General features: G+C 64.5%; 10 protein-coding genes. 5 read left to right on the top strand and 5 right to left on the bottom strand.

The window, feature by feature from the left end; genetic code table 11:
- Positions 1 to 116 precede the first annotated feature (116 nt).
- From AC3A6M_RS24425 to AC3A6M_RS24410, 4 genes are all read right to left on the bottom strand, one after another.
- On the bottom strand, positions 117 to 1,790 hold the full coding sequence (locus tag AC3A6M_RS24425; RefSeq protein ID WP_487855288.1) for a long-chain-fatty-acid--CoA ligase: 1,674 nt from the start codon (positions 1,788 to 1,790) through the stop codon (positions 117 to 119).
- A 131-nt stretch (positions 1,791 to 1,921) separates the two neighbouring features.
- The gene (locus tag AC3A6M_RS24420; protein WP_487855287.1) at positions 1,922 to 3,604 is read right to left on the bottom strand and encodes a long-chain-fatty-acid--CoA ligase; all 1,683 of its coding nucleotides are present in this window, start codon (positions 3,602 to 3,604) and stop codon (positions 1,922 to 1,924) included.
- A gap of 143 nt (positions 3,605 to 3,747) precedes the next feature.
- On the bottom strand, positions 3,748 to 4,875 hold the full coding sequence (locus AC3A6M_RS24415) for an aminopeptidase (RefSeq protein ID WP_487855286.1): 1,128 nt from the start codon (positions 4,873 to 4,875) through the stop codon (positions 3,748 to 3,750).
- A 33-nt stretch (positions 4,876 to 4,908) separates the two neighbouring features.
- Complete coding sequence (locus AC3A6M_RS24410; RefSeq protein ID WP_487855285.1) at positions 4,909 to 6,999, bottom strand: molybdopterin-containing oxidoreductase family protein; 2,091 nt, start codon at positions 6,997 to 6,999, stop codon at positions 4,909 to 4,911.
- A 130-nt stretch (positions 7,000 to 7,129) separates the two neighbouring features.
- On the opposite strand from AC3A6M_RS24410, the gene AC3A6M_RS24405 reads away from it, so the two are divergent.
- Entirely contained in the window at positions 7,130 to 8,323 is a 1,194-nt protein-coding gene (locus AC3A6M_RS24405; RefSeq protein ID WP_487855284.1) for a M20 aminoacylase family protein, read from the top strand.
- Between the two features lie 33 nt (positions 8,324 to 8,356).
- Here the strand turns inward: AC3A6M_RS24405 and AC3A6M_RS24400 are convergent, their stop codons facing one another.
- Complete coding sequence (locus AC3A6M_RS24400) at positions 8,357 to 9,358, bottom strand: NAD(P)-dependent oxidoreductase (protein WP_487855289.1); 1,002 nt, start codon at positions 9,356 to 9,358, stop codon at positions 8,357 to 8,359.
- A 39-nt stretch (positions 9,359 to 9,397) separates the two neighbouring features.
- On the opposite strand from AC3A6M_RS24400, the gene AC3A6M_RS24395 reads away from it, so the two are divergent.
- From AC3A6M_RS24395 to AC3A6M_RS24380, 4 genes are all read left to right on the top strand, one after another.
- The gene (locus AC3A6M_RS24395) at positions 9,398 to 9,955 is read left to right on the top strand and encodes an acyloxyacyl hydrolase (RefSeq protein ID WP_487855283.1); all 558 of its coding nucleotides are present in this window, start codon (positions 9,398 to 9,400) and stop codon (positions 9,953 to 9,955) included.
- Between the two features lie 103 nt (positions 9,956 to 10,058).
- Complete coding sequence (locus tag AC3A6M_RS24390; protein WP_487855282.1) at positions 10,059 to 11,510, top strand: DHA2 family efflux MFS transporter permease subunit; 1,452 nt, start codon at positions 10,059 to 10,061, stop codon at positions 11,508 to 11,510.
- A gap of 134 nt (positions 11,511 to 11,644) precedes the next feature.
- Positions 11,645 to 13,942: an alpha-amylase family glycosyl hydrolase gene (locus tag AC3A6M_RS24385; protein ID WP_487855281.1), complete on the top strand. Its 2,298-nt coding sequence runs from the start codon at positions 11,645 to 11,647 to the stop codon at positions 13,940 to 13,942.
- Between the two features lie 86 nt (positions 13,943 to 14,028).
- Positions 14,029 to 14,508, top strand: a complete 480-nt coding sequence (locus AC3A6M_RS24380) for a YbhB/YbcL family Raf kinase inhibitor-like protein (protein WP_487855280.1) — start codon at positions 14,029 to 14,031, stop codon at positions 14,506 to 14,508.
- The last annotated feature ends 133 nt before the right edge of the window (positions 14,509 to 14,641 follow it).

Genomic DNA, 14,641 nt, shown 5'->3' with positions numbered 1-14,641 from the left:
ATCAAGCCTCAACCTGTCACCCCTTGGAGAAGCCTGATGATCAGCACAACGTTATTATCCCGGACAGTAGTGCGCCTGCGCGGGAACGACGGTCTAATTCGCGGGGGTGGCGGGCTTTACGCCGTCTGCTTCTCATCCCGCAGCTCGCGCCGCAGGATCTTGCCCACATTCGTCTTCGGCAGCGACTCGCGGAACTCGATGAACTTCGGCCGCTTGTAGCCGGTCAGCTGTTCCTTGCAGTAGGCCATCAGGTCGTCCTTGGTCAGCGCCTTGTCCTTCTTCACCACGTACAGCTTGACCGCCTCGCCCGAGTGCTGGTCCGGCACGCCGACGCAGGCCACTTCGAGCACGCCCGGATGCGCCGCCACCACCTCTTCCACCTCGTTCGGATACACATTGAAGCCGGAGACCAGGATCATGTCCTTCTTGCGGTCGACGATCTTGATGTAGCCCTTCTCGTTCATGATGCCGATGTCGCCGGTCTTGAAGAAGCCGTCCGCGGTCATGACCTTGGCCGTTTCGTCCGGACGCTGCCAGTACCCGGCCATCACCTGCGGGCCGCGCACCGAGATCTCGCCGGCGGTGCCGAACGGGACTTCGTTGCTGGCTTCGTCGAGGATGCGGATTTCGGTGGACGGCAGCGGCAGGCCGATGGTGCCGGTGAAGTCGGTGATGTCGCAGCGGTTGGCGGATACCACCGGCGAGGTCTCGGACAGGCCGTAGCCTTCGACGATCGGGGTGCCGGTGAGCTGCAGCCACTTGTCGGCCACCGGCTTCTGCACCGCCATGCCGCCGCCCGGGCAGACCAGCAGGCGCGAGAAGTCGAGGTTCTTGAACTCCGGATGGTTCACCAGGCCGTTGTACAGCGTGTTCACGGCCGGGAACACGTTGATGCGGTAGTTGCGCAGTTCCTTGATGAAGCCACCGATGTCGCGCGGGTTCGGGATCAGGAGGTTCATGCCGCCCACGCGCAGGCCCAGCAGGGCGCAGACGGTCAGTGCGTAGATGTGGTACAGCGGCAGCGCGCACACGAACTGCAGGTCGGCGCCGGCCTTGGCCAGGGTCGGGGCGAACCAGGCTTCGTTCTGCAGCACGTTGGCGATCACGTTCCTGTGCGTCAGGACCGCGCCCTTCGACACGCCGGTGGTGCCGCCGGTGTACTGCAGGAAGGCGATGTCGTCATGGCCGACCGTGACCGGCTGGAGGCTGTGGCGCGCGCCTTCCGCCAGCACGCGCTTGAACGGCACCGCGTTCGGGATCGACCACGCCGGTACCATCTTCTTGACGCTGCGGACCACGAAGTTGACGATCATGCCCTTGGCGCCCAGCAGGTCGCCCATGCTGCCGACGATGACGTGCTTGACCTTGGTGCTGCCCAGCACCTCGGCCACGGTGTGCGCGAAGTTCTCCAGCACCACGATGGCTTCGGCGCCCGAGTCGTTCAGCTGGTGCTGCAGCTCGCGCGCGGTGTACAGCGGGTTCACGTTGACGATGGTGTAGCCGGCGCGCAGGATCGCCGCCATGGTCACCGGATACTGCAGCACGTTCGGCAGCATGATGGCCACGCGCGCGCCCGGCTGCAGGCCGCGGCTCTGCAGCCACGCGCCCATCCGCGCCGACAGACGATCGAGTTCGGCAAAGGTCATGGACTTGCCCATGCAGGCGTAGGCCTTGCGGTCCGCGTACTTGCGGAAGGCTTCCTCCAGCAGGTGCGTGAGGGAGCGGTATTGGGTCCAGTCGATCTCCGCCGGCACACCCGCCTCGTACGACTCCAGCCAGAATTTGTCCATGTGTTTGCCTCTTCTTTCAATCTATACAAACGTCGTCCCCGCGCAGGCGGGGACCCAAGTTTGTACGCGTTTCGTCAGCGCTTACAGAACTTGGGTCCCCGCCTTCGCGGGGACGACGGTGATTACGCCAACTATGCCGCCTGCTTTTCCTCGCGCAGCGCGCGGCGCAGGATCTTGCCGACGTTGGTCTTCGGCAGTTCGCTGCGGAATTCGATGTACTTCGGTTTCTTGTAGCCGGTGAGCTCGCGCTTGCAGTAGTCCATCAGCTGTTCGGCCGTCAGGCCCGGGTCCTTCCTGACCACGAAGACTTTCACCGCCTCGCCGGAATGCTCGTCAGGCACGCCGACCACCGCGCATTCCAGCACGCCCGGATGCGCCGCGATCACGCCTTCCAGTTCGTTCGGGTAGACGTTGAAGCCGGAGACCAGGATCATGTCCTTCTTGCGGTCGACGATCTTCACGTAGCCCTTCTCGTCCATGATGCCGACGTCGCCCGACTTGAAGTAGCCGTCCGGCGTCATGACCTTGGCCGTTTCGTCCGGACGGTTCCAGTAGCCCGCCATCACCTGCGGACCGCGGATCGCGATCTCGCCGACGCTGCCGAGAGGGAGTTCCTTGCCGTCGTCGTCCAGGATCGCCACCTCGGTCGACGGGATCGGCAGGCCGATCGTGCCGGTGAAGGCGGAGATGTCGCAGCGGTTCGCGGTGGCCACCGGCGAGGTCTCGGACAGGCCGTAGCCTTCGACGATGTGCTTGCCGGTGATGGCCTTCCACTGGTCGTTGACCGCCTGCTGCACCGCCATGCCGCCGCCGTTCGCCAGCTTCAGGCCCGAGAAGTCCAGGTGCCTGAAGTCCGGATGGTTCACCAGCGCGTTGTACAGCGTGTTCACGGCCGGCAGCGAATTGAACTTGTACTTGGCCAGCTCCTTGATGAAGCCCGGGATGTCGCGCGGGTTCGGGATCAGGATGTTCAGCGCGCCCACCCGCATGCCCCACAGCGCGCAGACCGTCAGCGCGAAGATGTGGTACAGCGGCAGCGCGCACACGATGGTCGGGAACTCGACCACCGGCGGCTGGTTCATCGCCGGCGCGCACCAGGCTTCGCCCTGCAGCAGGTTGGCGATCACGTTCCGGTGCGTCAGGGTCGCGCCCTTCGACACGCCGGTGGTGCCGCCGGTGTACTGCAGGAAGGCGACATCGCTGCTCTTCAGCTGCGGCGCCTGGAACGGCATCTTGGCGCCCTGCGCCAGCGCCTCCTTGAACCGCACGCTGCTCGGCAGCGAGTAGTCCGGCACCATCTTCTTGACGTTGCGGACCACGAAGTTCACCAGCATGCCGCGGGCTCCGCCCAGCATCTCGCCCATGCTCGCCACCACCACGTGGCGCACCGAAGTCTTGCCCATCACCTGCTGCAGCGTGTGCGCGAAGTTCTCGAGCACGATGATGGCCTCGCTGCCCGAGTCCTTCAGCTGGTGCTCCAGCTCGCGCGGCGTGTACAGCGGATTCACGTTCACGACCGTGTAGCCGGCGCGCAGGATGGCGGCCAGCGCCACCGGATACTGCAGCACGTTCGGCATCATCACCGCCACGCGCGCGCCCTTGGCCATGCCGCGGCTTTGCAGCCAGGCGGCCAGGCGCTTCGACATGGTGTCCAGTTCCGCATAGGTGAGGAACTTGTCCATGCAGACAAAGGCATTGTTCGCGGCGTACTTCTGGAACGATTCTTCCAGCAGCTGCACGAGGGAGCCGTACTGGTCGGGATCGATTTCCGCCGGAACGCCGGGTGGGTACGACTTGAGCCAAATCTTGTCCATCGGGTGCCTCTGTCTCCAGTGTCATTATTCTGTGGCGGCGGCCCGACCGAAAAAAACGCACGGTCGTGCTTAGTTACTTTATATGATGCTATCGGGCAGCGCGCCCGATAGCAAGCATTTTTAAAGCAATTCGAACACGAATTCTAGTGCCCGCCAACTGTGGAGGTTTCGCTGCGCTGCACCATCAGCGGCGCCGGCGGCAGCGGCGGCACCAGCGCCTTCAGGATACGGTGGCGGTCGGCGCGGTCCATCTCGGCCAGCTGCTTCACCGACTTGTAGAAGCGCGGGAAGCTACCGTCGCGCCTGAGCATGGCGCGGAAGGCCGGCACGAAGTCTTCGTAGGTCGCGATCGAGGCCAGGTGGGCGTTCGACAGCGGCTGCTCGAAGAAGCGGTCGTAGCCGGCATAGCCGCCCCAGTTGCCTTTCAGGACCTGGTACTCGTCCTTCAGTTCCTGGAACAGGCGCGCCTTGACCGCGCGCTTCTCGCTGTCGCTGCGGTCGACCAGGGCGTAGTTCTGTTCGAGGGCCTTGCGGTACTTGAGCAGCAGCGCCAGGAAATCGTGCTTGCGGCTCTTGTAGCGGGCATAGCCGTCGCGCATGGCCTGGTTGCCGAAGCGGTCCATCCAGCGCTCGACGCCCACCTCCTCCACCGTGCTGGCGAAGGATTCGTTGAACTGCGAGTCGCCCTGCGCATACACGATCTGGTGCGCCAGTTCGTGGAAGATCATGCGCGCCAGTTCGGCATCCGGGTAGTTGATGAAGGTCGAGATCAGGGGATCGCTGAACCAGCCCAGGGTCGAGTACGCCGGCACGCCGCCGACTTCGACGTCGTTGCCGTCGGCCTGCAGCTCCTTGGCATACGACTCGGCCGCCTCCTTGTTGTAATAGCCGCGGTAGTTCACGCAGCCGGCCACCGGGAAGCACCATACCAGGGGCTTGAGCGAGAGCTCGGGCGTGGCGACCACGTTCCACAGCACGTACTTGCGCTTGAGGGAGGCGTAGTTCTTGTAGCTATTGTTATCCGGTAAAGCCATTTCGCTAACGGCGAAGCGGCGGATCTGGCGTGCCGTCTCCAAGCGGAGACGTAGTCTGGAGCTGGTGCCGGGGTCGGCGATCCAGTCGTCGATCGGACGGGCGTCCGACAGGAGTTCAAGCTGGCCCTGGGCGGCCTGCGTGTAGTAATTCAGCGTGGAGCAGCTGGCCAGCAGTCCCGCCGCCGTGCCCGCAAGGAGCACGGCACGGAGCCGCGGGGTGATTCGCGAAAGTTTCATGTCTCAGGGTCTTCATGGTACGGCGTTCAAGCGTCATGCTTTTTCCACCTGCACCAGCGTGTCATAGAAAGTCGGCGCCCGGCCCATATCGGTCAGGCGCTGGCTGGTTACTTCGTTGGCGTTCTTGCCGTCGCTGGCGAGCTTTTTCCACCAGATCGACAGGCCGACCACGAGGCCGGCCCGCGCCTTGGGCGTGACACGGGCGCGCGCGACGAACGCACCCCTGTCGTTGAAGATGCGCACCATCTCTTTGTCTTCAATGCCGCGGGATGCGGCATCAAGAGGATGGATGTCCAGGTGCGGTTCGCCCTCGGTGGCGCGAAGGCTCTGGACATTGACAAAAGTAGAGTTGAGGAAGTTCCTGGCCGGCGGAGAAATCATCGCCAACGGATATTTCTGCGCCAGTTCGGGGTTGGATGCCACGGATTCGTAATTCGCGATATAGCTCGGCAGCGGATCGAGGCCGTCAGCCAGCATCGATTCGGAATAGAACTCGCACTTGCCGGACGGGGTCGGAAAGCCGCCTTCCGCGAACGGCGCGGCCGGCATGTTCAGCTTGCTCCAGCCGCTGCGCTTCAGCGATTCCCAGTCGAAGTGCACGGCGCGCGCGTCCTGCTTGTTGAAAGCTTGCGCCGCCAGCTCGTCATCGGTTTCATCGAAGGCCGGGTCGTCGAAGCCCATGGCTTTCGCCAGCAGGCGGAAGATCTCGGTGTTCGGTTTCGATTCGCCCAGCGGCGCGATGGCCGCGTTGTTCGCCATCATGTACAGGTGACCGTAGGCCAGGTGGGCGTCGACGTGCTCGAGCTGGGTGGTGGCCGGCAGCAGGATGTCCGCGTAGTCGGCGGTGTCGGTCTGGAAGTGTTCCAGCACCACGGTAAACAGGTCTTCGCGCTCGAAGCCACGCTGCACTTTCGACGAATCCGGCGCGATCGCCACCGGGTTCGCGTTGTAGACGATGACGGCTTCGATCTTCGGGCCGAATTCCGGCGACGCCTCCTTCAGCAGGTCGTCGCCGATGGTGTTCATGTTGATGGTGCGCGGGATACGGCCATCCGGCAGGCGCCCGCGCAGCAGGTCCGGGCGCTGCAGCGCCACCTTGTTGGCCGGGAAGGAGCCCGAGGTCGACAGCTGCACGCCGCCGGCCGCGTGGCGCCAGGCGCCCACCAGCGCCGGCAGGCAGGCGATGTTCCGCACCGCCATGCCGCCGCCGCGCACGCGCTGCAGGCCGTAGTTCATGCGGATCGCCACCGGCTCGCCGCGCATCGCGGTCTGGCCGTATTCGCGCGCCAGGTTCACCACTTCCTCGGCCGTGATGCCGCAGGTCTCGGCGGTGCGCTCCGGCGTCCATTCGGCCACGCGGTCCTTCAGCTGCGCGAAGCCGAGCGTATGGCTGGCGATGTAGTCGTGGTCCAGCAGGTTTTCCTTGACCAGCACGTGCATCATGCCCAGCGCCAGCGCGCTGTCCGTGCCCGGCATGACGGCGATGTGCTGGTGGCACTTCTCGGCCGTCAGCGAGCGGTACGGATCGATCGCGATCAGCTTCGCGCCGCGGCGCTTGGCTTCCTGTACGCGCATCCAGAAATGCAGGTTGGAGGCGATCGGGTTGCCGCCCCAGATCAGGATCAGCTTCGCGTCCTGGAACTGTTCGATGTCGGTGCCGATCGAACCGCCGATGGTGTATTTGTAGCCCGTAAAGCCGGCAGTCGCGCACACGGTGCGATCGAGGAAGGAGGCGCCCAGCTTGTTGAAGAAGCGCATCGCCATCGCCTCGCCCTGCACCAGTCCCATGGTGCCGCAATAGCTGTACGGCAGGATGGCCTGCGGATCGCGCGCGGCGATCGGTTGCAGGCGCGCCGCGATTTCTTCGAGGGCCTGTTCCCAGCTGATGGGCTCGAACTTCCCTTCCCCTTTGCGGCCGACGCGGCGCATCGGGCTCAAGAGGCGGTCCGGGTGATAGGTGCGCTCGACGTAACGCGAGACCTTGGTGCACAGCACCCCGGCCGTCGTCGGATGATCCGGATCGCCTTTCACCTCCGTCGCGACGCCATCCTCCACGGTGACGAGGATGGCGCAGGTATCGGGGCAATCGTGCGGGCAGGTCGCCCTGACAAGGGTCTTGGTCATCGAGTCAGATCCGGGAAAAACGTCGAGAAACCAATAGTTTAGACGATTCCCGCAGCCCATGTACCGGGGCTGGCCCTGACTGCTGCGGAAGGACTACAATAGTTGAAAACATGTTCACAGGGAGAATAGAATGAGACTGGTCGAACCTATCCTCGCGCAGCAGGCGGAACTCGAGACGATCCGCCGCGACATCCACGCACACCCCGAACTCTGCTACGAAGAACAACGCACCGCCGACGTGGTGGCCAGCCGCCTGACCGAATGGGGCATCCCGGTCGTGCGCGGCCTGGGCGTCACCGGCGTGGTCGGCATCATCAAGAACGGCACGTCCGGGCGCGCGATCGGCCTGCGCGCCGACATGGATGCGCTGCCGATGCAGGAGCTCAACACATTTGAGCACGCGTCGCGCCACGCCGGCAAGATGCATGCTTGCGGCCATGACGGTCACACGGCGATGCTGTTGGGTGCAGCCCACTATCTGTCGCAGAACCGCAACTTCGACGGCACCGTGTACCTGATTTTCCAGCCGGCCGAGGAAGGCGGCGCCGGCGCCCGCCGCATGATCGACGACGGCCTGTTCGAACGCTTCCCGATGGATGCGGTGTACGGCCTGCACAACTGGCCGGGCATGGCTGCCGGCAGCTTCGGCGTGGTCGCCGGGCCGATGATGGCATCCAGTAACGAGTTCCGCGTGGTCGTGAAGGGCAAGGGTGCCCACGCCGCGCAGCCGCACCGTGGCATCGACCCGGTGATGGTGGCGGTGCAGATCGCGCAAAGCTGGCAGACCATCATCTCGCGCGAAAAGAATCCGCTCGACACCGCCGTGCTGTCGATCACCCAGATCCACGCCGGCAGCGCCACCAACGTGATTCCGGACGAAGCAGTGCTGATCGGCACCGTGCGCACCTTCACCACCGGGGTGCTGGACCTGGTCGAGCGCCGCATGGATGAAATCGCCCGGGGCGTCGCCGCCGCTTTCAATGCAGGCGTCGATTTCTCCTTCAAGCGCAACTACCCGCCGCTGGTGAACCATCCCGCGCAGACGGCCTTCGCGATCGAGGCGATGAAGGCGGTGGTCGGCGCGGACAAGGTCGACGCCAACGTCGAGCCGACCATGGGCGCCGAGGATTTCGCCTTCATGCTGCAGGCCAAGCCGGGCTGCTATGTCTTCCTCGGCAACGGCGACGGCGAGCACCGCCTCGGCGGCCACGGCCTCGGCCCTTGCCAGCTGCACAACGGCAGCTACGACTTCAACGACCAGCTGCTGCCGATCGGGGCCAGCTATTGGGTGAAGCTGGTCGAGATGAGCTTGCCGCCAAATTGAATCCGTCGTCCCCGCGCAGGCGGGGACCCAAGTTTATGTAGTGGGCAAGATATCGTCTCGATTACCGACACGCTTGCCCGGATTCATCCGCTCCAGCGCAATCAGCCCGGCCGAGTGATCGGCCGCCGGCAAGTCGGCCGCGATGGTTTCGTACTGCCGCGTCACCAGTTCCGTCACGGGCAAGGTCACGCCCGCCTTGCTTGCCGCCGCCAGGATATTCCGCTGGTCCTTCAGCTGGATGGTCACGTGGGCGCCCGGCATGAAATTCCGCTCCAGCATGCGCTGGCCATGCACTTCCAGCACGCGGCTGCCGGCAAAGCCACCGCGGATCGCCGCGCGCACCGCGGCCGGATCGGCGCCCGCGGCCTGGGCCAGCAGCAGGGCCTCGGCCACCACATGGATCGTCGCGCCGACGATCAGCTGGTTGCACAGCTTGGCGACCTGGCCGCTGCCGGCCGGCCCCACCAGGGTAGGCGAACCCATCGTGTTGAGCACGGCGGCGGCGGCGTCGAAATCGGCGGCGTCGCCACCCGCCATGATGGCCAGCTTGCCGGCTTCCGCGCCCACCACCCCGCCGGAGACTGGCGCATCGAGGAAGCGGCAGCCGGCCTGCGTGAGCTGCGCGTGGAAGACCAGGGCCTCGTCCTGGCGGGTGGAGCTCATGTCGATCCACAGCGCGTTCGTCTTCAGGGCCGGCAGCGCGGCGGCGATCACCTCGCCGACGATCGGCCCCGCTTCCAGGATCGAGATCACGATGTCGGCCTCGCGTACGGCGTCGTGCAGGTCTGGATGAGGAATGGCGCCGGCCGCACGCAAGGCCTCGGCCTTGGCCGCCGTGCGGTTCCAGGCGTGGAGCGGATAGCCGGCCTGCGCCAGCCGGGTTGCCATCGGCTTGCCCATCAGGCCGATGCCGAGAAATGCCAGGGTTGGAAGTGTCATGGTGCGCTCGTTGACGATATCGTTCGATTCTAACAATTGACGGACCGGCCACGCCAAAGTCCGGACCTCGCTAGAATATCGGGATTCGCCGTTGATTTTTTACTTTTGCACGGCGTCATTTAATAAAGGAACAAGATGTTCTCGACGAAGAAAATCGCCAGCTCGCTGGTGGCAGCGGGCGCCCTGTTCGCCGCGCAGGCGGGCCATGCCCAGAACGGCCTGGTCGACTCCTACTCCGTGGAAGCCGGCGGCGGCGAGCACCTGCAGGTGCTGCGCCTGGCGGCCCAGAAGGACTGGAACAGGAACTGGCTCGCCACCCGCGGCTACCACCTGTCGGGCTATTGGGACGCCAACATCGCCTACTGGCGCGCCAACCGGTGGCTGGACGTTCCGGGCCAGCGCCATAACCTGGCCGTGATCGGCATCACCCCGGTATTCCGTTGGGAAGCGGACGACAAGCTCGGCTTCTACGCCGACGCCGGCATCGGCGCAGCGCTGTTCTCGGACGTGTACCAGAACACCCACCGGACCCTGTCGACGGCCTATGAATTCGCCGACCATGTGGGCGTCGGCTACGTGTTCGCGAACAAGTGGGAACTGGGCGCGCGCCTGCAGCACTATTCGAACGGCGGCATCAAGCATCCGAACGGCGGCGTGAACCTGTTCATGGTGAAGGCCAGCTATCATTATTGATTTGCGTTTCGGCTGAGCACCGGGGTCAGAGTCCAACCATCAACACCGGACTCTGACCCCATAGCAAACATCGGCTCTGGACGATTTATGTGACAATCGTCCAATGACCGATACCAGCACCGCCAAGCGCTACCTCCCCTGGCTGGTGGCGGCTGCCCTGTTCATGGAGCAGCTCGACGCCACCATCGTCAACACCGCCGTCCCCAGCATCGCGGCCAGCCTGCAAGTCACCCCGCTGAGCCTGAAATCCGTCGTCACCAGCTATATCCTCAGCCTCGCCGTCGGCATTCCGGTGAGCGGCTGGATGGCCGACCGTTTCGGCACCCGGCGCGTGTTCTTCACCGCGATCGCGATCTTCACGCTGGCATCGGTGCTGTGCGGGCTGTCGGTGAATGCGGAGATGATGGTGGTGGCGCGCCTGCTGCAGGGCCTGGGCGGGGCGATGATGATGCCGGTCGGGCGCCTGGCCATCATCCGCACCTTTCCCAAGAACGAGCTGCTGGGGGCGATGAACTTCGTGATCCTGCCCGCCCTGATCGGTCCGTTGCTCGGGCCCACGGTCGGGGGCCTGATCGTGCACTGGAGTTCGTGGCGCGCGATCTTCTTCGTCAACGTGCCGGTCGGCCTGCTGGCGCTGTTCCTGGTGCACCGCTACATGCCGGACTACACCGGCGCCGAGCCGCGCCCACTGGACGTCATCGGCCTGATCCTGTTCAGCTCGGGCACGGCGCTGCTGTCCTGGCTGCTGGAGATCTTCGGCGAGCACACCCTCGACATGGTGACGATGCTGCTGATGCTGGGCCTGTCGGTGGCGCTGCTGGCGGCCTATGCCTGGCATGCGAGCGAGCACAAGCATCCACTGCTGCGCCTGGCCCTGCTGAAGGTCCGTACCTTCCGCATCTCGGTGCTGGGCGGCTTCATCACGCGCCTCGGTATCGGCGGCCTGCCCTTCCTGCTGCCGCTGCTCTACCAGCTGGGCCTGAAGCTGCCGGCCTGGCAGTCGGGCCTGCTGATGATGCCGACCGCGGCCGCTGCGATGGGCATGAAGCTGATTGCGCCGAAAGTGCTGGCGCGCTTCGGCTACCGCCAGGTGCTGGTCGTGAACACGATCTGCATCGGCCTGACGATCGCGCTGTTCGCGCTGGTCGGGCCGGGCACGCCCTGGTATGCGATCGCCGGCATCGGCCTGCTGCAGGGCTTCTTCAATTCGCTGCAATTCTCCAGCATGAACACCCTGGCCTATGCGGACGTCGAACAGAAGGACTCCAGCATGGCGAGCACGATCGCGAGTTCCTTCCAGCAGCTGTCGATGAGTTTCGGCCTGGCCAGCGGCTCGCTGGTGACCGGCTGGTTCCTCGGCCGCGTGCCGCAGACCGACCAGGTGATGGTGACCTCGGCCCTGCACCATGCCTTCCTCGCGCTGGCCGTCACCACGATGCTGTCCTCGTTCGTGTTCTGGCGCCTGCGCCGCAGCGACGGCGAGAGCATCAGCCGGGGCAAGCAAAGGCTGGAGGAAGCCGCCGCCCAGGACTCGGCGCCCCTCTCCCAGGCGTGATTCTCTTCAAGTGACCAGTAGTAAAACTACTCGCACACAATTGACTGTACATATCTCTGAGCGTAGATTTCCTAGCAGACCCGGCCGTATATGTAGTCGGGCTACATAGATAAATAACGACATCGGAGACAAGCATGCAGTTTCAGAAATGCCTGATCGCGGCAATGCTCGCGTTCGCCTTTACCGGGGCGCCCGCCTCGGCAGCCATCAATCCCAACAAGCTCGGCGCCAGTTACGACGCTACCCGCGCGAATCTCACCTTCAAGGTGTACTCGAGCCGCGCCACCCGTATCGAGCTCTACCTGTACAGCTCCGCCACCGGGACGGCCGAAAAAGCGCGTTACATCATGAACCTCGGTACGGGCGGCATCTGGAGCGCGAGTATCCCGACCACGACCCTCACCAGCCTCGGCCTCGCCGGCACGATCTATTACGGCTACCGCGCCTGGGGTCCGAACTGGCCCTACAGCAGCAGCTGGGTCAAGGGCTCGTCTACCGGCTTCATTACCGACGTCGACGCCAATGGCAACCGCTTCAATCCGAACAAGCTGCTGCTCGACCCCTACGCGCTCGAGATGAGCCACGATCCGACCACGCCGACGATGAGCAACGGCACCATCTACGCCAGCGGCGCCACCTACCGCAATATCGACAGCGGCTCCTCCGCACCGAAAGGCATCGTGCTGAACGGCGACACGCAATCGATCGGCACCAAGCCGACCCGCGCGCTGAAGGACGACGTGGTCTACGAGACCCATGTGCGGGGCCTGACCATGAACGACACCAGCATCACGGCGGCCTACCGCGGCACCTACAAGGGCGCCGGCCTGAAGGCGGCGGCCCTGGCCAGCCTGGGCGTGACCGCGGTCGAATTCCTGCCGGTACAGGAGACCCAGAACGACACCAACGACGTCGACCCCAACAGCGACAACGGCGACAACTACTGGGGCTACAGCACCCTGAACTATTTCGCACCCGATCGCCGCTATGCCTACGACAAGACGGCCGGCGGCCCGACGCGCGAGTTCAAGGAAATGGTGAAGGCCTTCCACGACCAGGGCATCAAGGTGCTGATCGACGTGGTCTACAACCACACCGGCGAAGGCTACGCCTGGTCCCCGACCGACAAGACCACCTACAACATCATGGGCATGCGCGGGCTGGACAACCCAACCTACTACAGCCTGACTTCGGACTTCCAGAACTCCTGGGATAACACCGGCGTCGGCGGCAACTACAACACGCGCAACACGGTCGCCCAGAACCTGATCGTCGATTCCCTGGCCTACTGGCGCGACACGCTGGGCGTGGACGGCTACCGCTTCGACCTGGCCTCGGTGCTCGGCAACACCTGCCAGCACGGCTGCTACAACTTCGACAAGATGGATTCGGGCAACGCGCTGAACCGCATCGTGGCCGAGCTGCCGCCGCGGCCGGCCGGCGGCGGCAGTGGCGTCGACCTGATCGCCGAACCCTGGGCCATCGGCGGCAACTCCTACCAGGTCGGCGGCTTCCCGAGCGGCTGGGCGGAGTGGAACGGCGCCTACCGCGACACGGTGCGCCAGTCGCAGAACAAGCTGGGCTCGGTGACGGTCACCACCGGCACCATGGCGACGCGCTTCGCCGGATCTAGCGACCTGTACGGCGATGACGGCCGCAAACCCTGGCACTCGGTCAACTTCATCACGGCACACGACGGCTTCACGCTGAAGGACCTGTACAGCTGCAACGTCAAGAACAATAGCCAGGCCTGGCCCTACGGGCCGAGCGACGGCGGCGAGGACAACAACAACAGCTGGGACCAGGGCGGCATCGCGGCCGACCAACGCAAGGCGGCGCGCAACGGCCTGGCGCTGATGATGGTGTCGGCCGGCGTGCCGATGGTGGTCGGCGGCGACGAAGCGCTGCGCAGCCTGAACTGCAACAACAATCCCTACAACCTGGACTCGACGGCCAACTGGCTGAACTGGACCCGCAGCACGGACCAGAGCAACTTCGAGGCGTTCACCAAGGGCATGATCGCCTTCCGCAAAGCGCACCCTGCACTGCGCCCGACGAACTTCTACTCGAGCGTCGACAACAACGGCAACGTGATGGAGCAACTGCGCTGGTTCAAGCCGGACGGCGGGGTCGCGGATTCGACCTACTTCAACGACGGCAACAACCACGCGATCGCCTGGCGCATCGACGGCAGCGAGTTCGGCGATTCGGCCTCGGCGATCTACGTCGCGCACAATGCCTGGAGCGCGCAGGTGAACTTCGTGCTACCTTGGCCAGGTAGCGGCAAGAGCTGGTACCGCGTCACCGATACCTGCGGCTGGGCCGAAGGCACGAACCAGGTGCGCACGCCGGGAGCCGAAGACTTTATCGGCGGCGAGAACACGAGCTATGGCGTGTGCGGGCGCGGGACGCTGGTGCTGATCGCGAAATAAGCCCGGAGGTGCAACCCGGACAGCTGGGTGCTGTCGAAATGCCGGGGGAAGCCGTCTTCCTCCGGCATTTTTCATAGGAGGTAGCCATGAGCCTGTCCCTTGTCTCGGCCGACTTCGATGCCGGCGGCAATATTCCGGCAGTACACACCTGCGACGGATCCGACACCTCTCCCGCCCTGTCCTGGATGGGCGCGCCCCCAGGCACAAAAAGCTATGTGTTGATTATCGACGATCCGGATGCGCCGGATCCCGCGGCGCCCAAGACGACCTGGGTACATTGGGTGCTGTACAACATCCCCGCCTCCGCTGCCAGCTTGCCCGCCAGCGTGCGCGGCACCGACCTGCCGCCGGGAACGCGTACGGGCCTGAACGACTGGAAGAAGAGCGCTTACGGTGGTCCCTGCCCGCCGGTGGGGCGTCACCGCTACGTCCATAAACTGTATGCGCTGGATGTGCAGTTGCCCGATCTCGGGCATCCGACCAAGGCCGAGCTGGAAAAAGCGATGGGCGGCCACGTGCTCGCGCAGGGCCAGCTAACGGGAACGTACCAGAAGAAAGCACACTGAATTCCGGCCGCCCAAAAGCAAAAAGCCCGCTCAAACGAATTGAGCGGGCTTCTGCGAATAATTAGCCTGACGATAACCTACTTTCACACTGGTTGCAGCACTATCATCGGCGCAAAGTCGTTTCACGGTCCTG

This window comes from Telluria sp. Soil_C_11, from assembly GCF_057657395.1.
Note: the sequence above shows the minus strand (reverse complement) of the source record. Positions and strands in the feature narration are given on the sequence as shown.

What these genes read in the sequence shown, in the direction of transcription:
- AC3A6M_RS24415 (WP_487855286.1), bottom strand. Translation starts at nt 4,875, where the DNA reads ATGAAACTTTCGCGAATCACCCCGCGGCTCCGTGCCGTGCTCCTTGCG.
- AC3A6M_RS24425 (WP_487855288.1), bottom strand. Translation starts at nt 1,790, where the DNA reads ATGGACAAATTCTGGCTGGAGTCGTACGAGGCGGGTGTGCCGGCGGAG.
- AC3A6M_RS24410 (WP_487855285.1), bottom strand. Translation starts at nt 6,999, where the DNA reads ATGACCAAGACCCTTGTCAGGGCGACCTGCCCGCACGATTGCCCCGAT.
- AC3A6M_RS24420 (WP_487855287.1), bottom strand. Translation starts at nt 3,604, where the DNA reads ATGGACAAGATTTGGCTCAAGTCGTACCCACCCGGCGTTCCGGCGGAA.
- AC3A6M_RS24405 (WP_487855284.1), top strand. Translation starts at nt 7,130, where the DNA reads ATGAGACTGGTCGAACCTATCCTCGCGCAGCAGGCGGAACTCGAGACG.
- AC3A6M_RS24390 (WP_487855282.1), top strand. Translation starts at nt 10,059, where the DNA reads ATGACCGATACCAGCACCGCCAAGCGCTACCTCCCCTGGCTGGTGGCG.
- AC3A6M_RS24380 (WP_487855280.1), top strand. Translation starts at nt 14,029, where the DNA reads ATGAGCCTGTCCCTTGTCTCGGCCGACTTCGATGCCGGCGGCAATATT.
- AC3A6M_RS24395 (WP_487855283.1), top strand. Translation starts at nt 9,398, where the DNA reads ATGTTCTCGACGAAGAAAATCGCCAGCTCGCTGGTGGCAGCGGGCGCC.
- AC3A6M_RS24385 (WP_487855281.1), top strand. Translation starts at nt 11,645, where the DNA reads ATGCAGTTTCAGAAATGCCTGATCGCGGCAATGCTCGCGTTCGCCTTT.